The following is a 5,540-nucleotide window of genomic DNA, read 5'->3' on the forward strand; positions in this document are numbered from 1 at the left end:
TTTAAATGCAATATTTTTAGTTTCTCTAAACAATGCAAAACAAAATCTTTATCCTCTTTGCTTGGAATAGATAAAAGCCTATCTTTGAAATTAAGATACCTACCCATCATCACAGTGTCATAAACAGTATACCCAAAATATATATTATACACCTGACTCATCATAGCAATTTTTTTATATAACTCATTATAATTTTTTTGATTATTTATAAGTATATCACCTTTAAAATTCACTAAATTACATAAAGCATTTAATAAACTACTCTTCCCAGAGCCATTTGCCCCTATTATGCATAAAATATCATTGCTAAAAACTTCAAAACTAATATCTTTTAATATGTTTATATTGTTGTAATAAATATAAAGATTTTTCACTTCTATAATTTTTTTCATAAATAAACCCTAATTTTTAATAAAAACATACAAAAAGAAAGGTGCTCCTATAATAGCCGTAACTATGCCTATTGGAATATTAGCACCAGAAATAATAATTCTCGAAAATATATCAGCAATATTCAAAATTAAAGCCCCAATTAAAGCACTCATAGGAATTACTATAATATGCTTAGCTCCAAAAAGACGTCTAGCAATATGAGGAGATATTAAATCTACAAATCCAATCACACCCACAAAAGCAACTAAAACACCTGTAACTAAAGAAGATAATAATATAAATAATATCCTAGCCTTTTTAGGATTAATTCCAAGAAGTAAACTCTCCTTATCTCCAAAAGTCATAATGTCTAAAATATTAGCATTTTTTATTAACACAACAAGAAATATTATAGTTAATAATATGATAATAAAAATATCAAAATAATTCCTAACAAATAAATTGCCCAACTGCCAAAATATTATCTGATTAGAATACTTAGGAAAAGCATAGGCAAAAAAACTCATAATAGAGCTAAAAAATAATGATATAACAACCCCTGCAAGTATTATAGAATTGCTGCTTATATCTTTATCTATTTTTTTTGAAATAAAAAGTATAAATAGTATTGTGATAAAACCAAACAATATAGAAGAAATTATAAAAAAGTAATAATTAAAATATATACCGCTAATTATAATCAAACTCACACCAAAACCAGCCCCAGAAGATATGCCCAAATTATATACAGAAGCTAAACTGTTCTTTAATATAGACTGCATAACAATGCCTGTCATAGATAAAGAAGCACCAACAAATAATGATAAAATAATATGAGGAAGTCTTATATTAAAAACAATATTTATTTTATTTATATTATCAACAAAACCAAAATTAAATAATTTATATAATATAATAGAGATTACTTCTTTAGGCGAAATAAAAACACTCCCTATACATATTGATGTTATAGCAGATAATATAAGTAAAATAAAAATTATTATTATTTTTTTTATCATAATATTTATTTAATATCCTTATATTCTTCTGGGTAAATATATTTAGCCATTAATATTATAGAAGAGACTATATTATGCGTTGGAAGAGATGTACCTTCTACAAAAAACACATTACCCTTTTTTATAGCATTAATATCCCGCCAAGCAGCCCTATTTGTTATTTCTGCTACTGGGTTATCTACATAATCAACACTAGTAAAAATTATATCAGGATTTAAATATACAACTTCTTCTTCAGATACGCTTATCCATTCATTTCTGTCAGAAAAAATATTTTTAGCCCCTATAATGTTGATAATATCATCTAAATAAACATTAGAACCAAAACTATACAAATTAGGAAGAGCGGATATTTCAAAATAAACTGTTTTTTTATTTGTAATAGTGTCGCCTATATCTTTTATTTCTTTTATTTTTGCACACATATTATAAACAATTTCTTTAGCCTTATCATCTGCACTCAAAACATTGCCCAAAAAATATATATCATCTTCTATGCCTTTTAGAGTTTCACTATTCGTAATTGTTATAATTGTGGGGTTAGATAATGAAAGAAGAGAGTTTTTAGTATAAAATGCTGTAAGATTATTTATAAATATAATATCAGAATCAAGAGAAATAATTTTTTCTGCATCAGGGTTTAACATATCAAAAACATTAGAAACATTTATATTATTTTTTTTGAGAATGTCTTTTGAAAAAGTATCAGCAGCTATTATTTTATTAGCTACATTCAAATCAATCAATATATCAGTAGCAGCAGGAGAAAGGGATATTATTTTTTCTATTTTTTTATTTTGTATTATATTATTTTTATCACTATTGTTAATCTCATTTTTGGAACATGAGCATATTGATAAAATAAAAATAATAAAGAAAAAAAACTTATACATAAAATACAATAATTAATATTATGATATAAGCAATTATTTGTCAATTTATATTTGATGATAATAAAAAAATAATTCTAAAACCATAATAATATTACTTATGATTTTAGAATTATAATTATATAAATTAATTTTTAATATTATCGAAAGGATTATAAGTTAAAGAAGTAGGCTCTTCTTTAGAAATATAGCTTTGAGTTTCTTTTTTGTTTTCAGCTTCCATATACTCTCTTCTAGAAAGTGATATTCTTCTTTTTACTTGATTAACTTCTCTTACAACAAAAGGATAACTCTCTCCAACTTTAAGTACACTTTCTAAAGTTTCTCCTTTAGGTAAATCTATTTGAGAAATATGCATATATCCTTCTAAATCATTTTCTAAAGAAACAATAACACCAGAATCTATAATAGCTTTAACAGTACCATTAACTATAGAGCCATGAGGATGAGCCTTGTCAAATACTCTCCAAGGACTTTCTTTAGTATGTTTATAACTAAGCTTAATTCTTTGCTTATCTCTGTCTATAGACATAATCACCATTTCAACTTCTTCATTTTCTTTTATATAGTCTTTAATATTAACAGTATTGTTCATCCAATCAAAATCGCTAATATCACATATACCCTCAAGACCATTAGGAAGCTCAAATACAGCGAAGTCTTTGAATATTCTTTTTACCTTACATTTTACAGAACTCTTAACAGGGAAATCTCTCTCAGCACTGTCCCAAGGATTATCTTTAACTTGTTTTAAGCCTAAAGTTAATTTTCTCTCAGGTACATTCATATCAAGAATTTTACATTCTAAATAAGCACCAACTTTAACAAAATCATTAGGATTATTAACATGAGAGTTCCAACTCAAATCAGAAACATGTATAAGCCCCTCAACACCTTCATATACATTTACAAAAGCACCAAATTTTTTAACAGTAGTAACTTCACCTTTGATTATATCTCCAACATGATACTCTTCAACAAACTTATACCAAGTGTCACCTTCAAGCTGTTTAATACCTAAATCAACTTTTCTTTTCTCTTTATCAACAGATAAAACTTGAAACTTTCTCTCTTCACCTTTAGTGATAATGTTTTTAGGATTAATAATCTTAGCCCAAGACATATTTGGTATAGCAAGGAAACCATCTAAACCTTCAGTTAATTGTATGAAAGCACCGAATTTCTCTATATTTTTAACTTTTCCTTCTACTATATCGCCTTCTTTTAAATTTGATAAATATTCTTCTATTACTTTATTTTGAGTCTCTTCTTGTAAAACTCTCCTAGAAACAACTATATCTTTATTTCCTTTTCTGTCTATAATCTTAAATTGAAACTCTTTTCCTATATAATCAGCTTCTTTAATTCCTCTAGAAATATCAATTTGAGAAAAAGGACAAAAAGCACTATGTCCCATTATAGAAACAGTAAATCCACCTTTAATAGCCTCTTTAACAACACCATTTATTGGAGTAGCATTTTTTACAGCATCTTCTATTAAATCTTGAGCCTTTCTCTTATCAATCTCTCTCTTAGATAAAATAACATAACCTTTATTATTATCTTGTCCTTTTATTACAGCCTCAATCTCTTCACCTTTAACAGGCTCTTTATCAAACTCGTTTCTATTTATTTTACCTTCAACCTTATAATTAAAATCTATAAAAACATCAGTGTCATCGAATTGAACTATTTTTCCGCTAACAACACTTCCAAGTTTAAAGTGCGTTTTATTGTCACTCTCCTCTAATGCCTTAAGAAATTCATTTTGTTGTTCTGATAAATTATTATCTTCCATCATTCTTCCCTCTCCCTCCTGAACTTAAAATCAGGTTAATATCTAATTATTCATTAGATTTTTTATTAAAAACCACATCTGTGATTTTTTGTACAACTTCATTTATAGTCATATTTGTAGTATCTATAATAATAGCATCTTTAGGTACTACTAGGGGACTATCTTCCCTATTAGAGTCAAACTCATCTCTTTTTTTTATGCTATCAATCACTTCTTCAAATGTGATATCTTTACCTTTTTGCACTTCTTCTTCATATCTTCTTTTAGCTCTAATCTCAACAGAAGCATCTATATAAAACTTATATTTTGCAAGAGGAAAAACAACACTTCCTATATCTCTACCATCTACCACATAATCACCGTTTTCAGCAATAGCTCTCTGTAAAGAAACCATACTTTTTCTAACCGCACTGATAGAAGATACTTTAGAAACCATATTAACAACTTTTATACTTCTTATCTCTTCACTAACATCTACATCATTTAAGTATATTTTGTTATTATTGTCAAAACTAATTTTTAAATCGCTGATAGCAGATATGATCTCATTATCATTTTGTATATTAACGTTTTTATTTAAAAAAAATAAGGTTACAGCCCTATACATAGCACCAGTATCTAAATATTTATATCCTAACTTTTTAGCAACTAACTTAGCTACTGTACTCTTACCAGCACCCGAAGGACCATCTAAAGATATTATTTCATATACTTTTAAATCAGACACCTATAACCTTTATTCAAAAACTTTAATACTAATAATATATCATAAATAATTATAATTGCAAATATTTTAAAAGAAAAAATAAAATAATTAATTGTTAAAAAAATTAAATATTTAGGAGATATAAAAATTAAAACCAATATACATATGAGTATCAAAATTAAGTTTATTATATGATATAGAAAGGTTGCGAATCATGTTGTCATAATAATTTTGCATTGTGCTTGAATATTGATAAAACACAGATATTTTTCTATTTTTAGAAACAAATATTTCTATTTCTTTTAAAGTTCTATAAAATGCTAGATAATAAACTTTAGTATTTATATTTGGAGAATATGCCAATATATTATACAATTCAAAAACAACATCTAGTAAAAATATTTTATTAAACCATACAGCCTTACTAGTCATAGGAAAGTCTAATATTTTTAAACTCTGAGAATAATCTACATAATCTATATCTTCTATATTAACGATAGATTTATTAAACTTAATATATTCCTTAGGATAGAAACTATATTCTAATGCATAGGTTTTGGATATAAAAAACACCAAAAATATAATAGAAACTCTTAATAACAATTTCATAATTTATTTTAACCTCATATATTATATATAATAATATAAAAATTTAAAGCTTTTTATTTTATTCTATTGACAAAAATATCTTATATATTAAAATGAACAATGTTCAATGAAAGAGGAGATTTTTATGAAACACACTATTATAATAC

At 25.6% G+C, this 5,540-nt stretch carries 6 protein-coding genes; all 6 read right to left on the bottom strand.

The window, feature by feature from the left end; translation table 11 throughout:
- The coding region (locus E6A48_RS03425) for an ATP-binding cassette domain-containing protein (RefSeq protein WP_219708601.1) at positions 1 to 392 on the bottom strand (392 nt) is incomplete at its 3' end.
- A gap of 9 nt (positions 393 to 401) precedes the next feature.
- Positions 402 to 1,391 carry a FecCD family ABC transporter permease gene (locus tag E6A48_RS03430; RefSeq protein ID WP_219708603.1) on the bottom strand — a complete coding sequence of 330 codons (990 nt, stop codon included), beginning with the start codon at positions 1,389 to 1,391 and terminating at the stop codon, positions 402 to 404.
- A 5-nt stretch (positions 1,392 to 1,396) separates the two neighbouring features.
- A complete protein-coding gene (locus E6A48_RS03435; protein WP_219708606.1) occupies positions 1,397 to 2,284 on the bottom strand; it encodes an ABC transporter substrate-binding protein in 888 nt (295 codons plus the stop codon).
- Between the two features lie 124 nt (positions 2,285 to 2,408).
- Positions 2,409 to 4,079 (bottom strand): S1 RNA-binding domain-containing protein, encoded by a 1,671-nt coding sequence (locus E6A48_RS03440; protein ID WP_014933068.1) that lies wholly within the window; start codon positions 4,077 to 4,079, stop codon positions 2,409 to 2,411.
- Positions 4,080 to 4,125: 46 nt separating this feature from the next.
- Positions 4,126 to 4,806 carry a (d)CMP kinase gene (gene cmk / locus E6A48_RS03445; protein WP_219708607.1) on the bottom strand — a complete coding sequence of 227 codons (681 nt, stop codon included), beginning with the start codon at positions 4,804 to 4,806 and terminating at the stop codon, positions 4,126 to 4,128.
- Between the two features lie 111 nt (positions 4,807 to 4,917).
- Positions 4,918 to 5,394 (bottom strand): hypothetical protein, encoded by a 477-nt coding sequence (locus tag E6A48_RS03450; RefSeq protein WP_219708608.1) that lies wholly within the window; start codon positions 5,392 to 5,394, stop codon positions 4,918 to 4,920.
- Between the last annotated feature and the right edge of the window lie 146 nt (positions 5,395 to 5,540).

Origin of the sequence: Brachyspira pilosicoli (assembly GCF_019402445.1) — a bacterium.
Lineage (GTDB): Bacteria > Spirochaetota > Brachyspiria > Brachyspirales > Brachyspiraceae > Brachyspira > Brachyspira pilosicoli_B.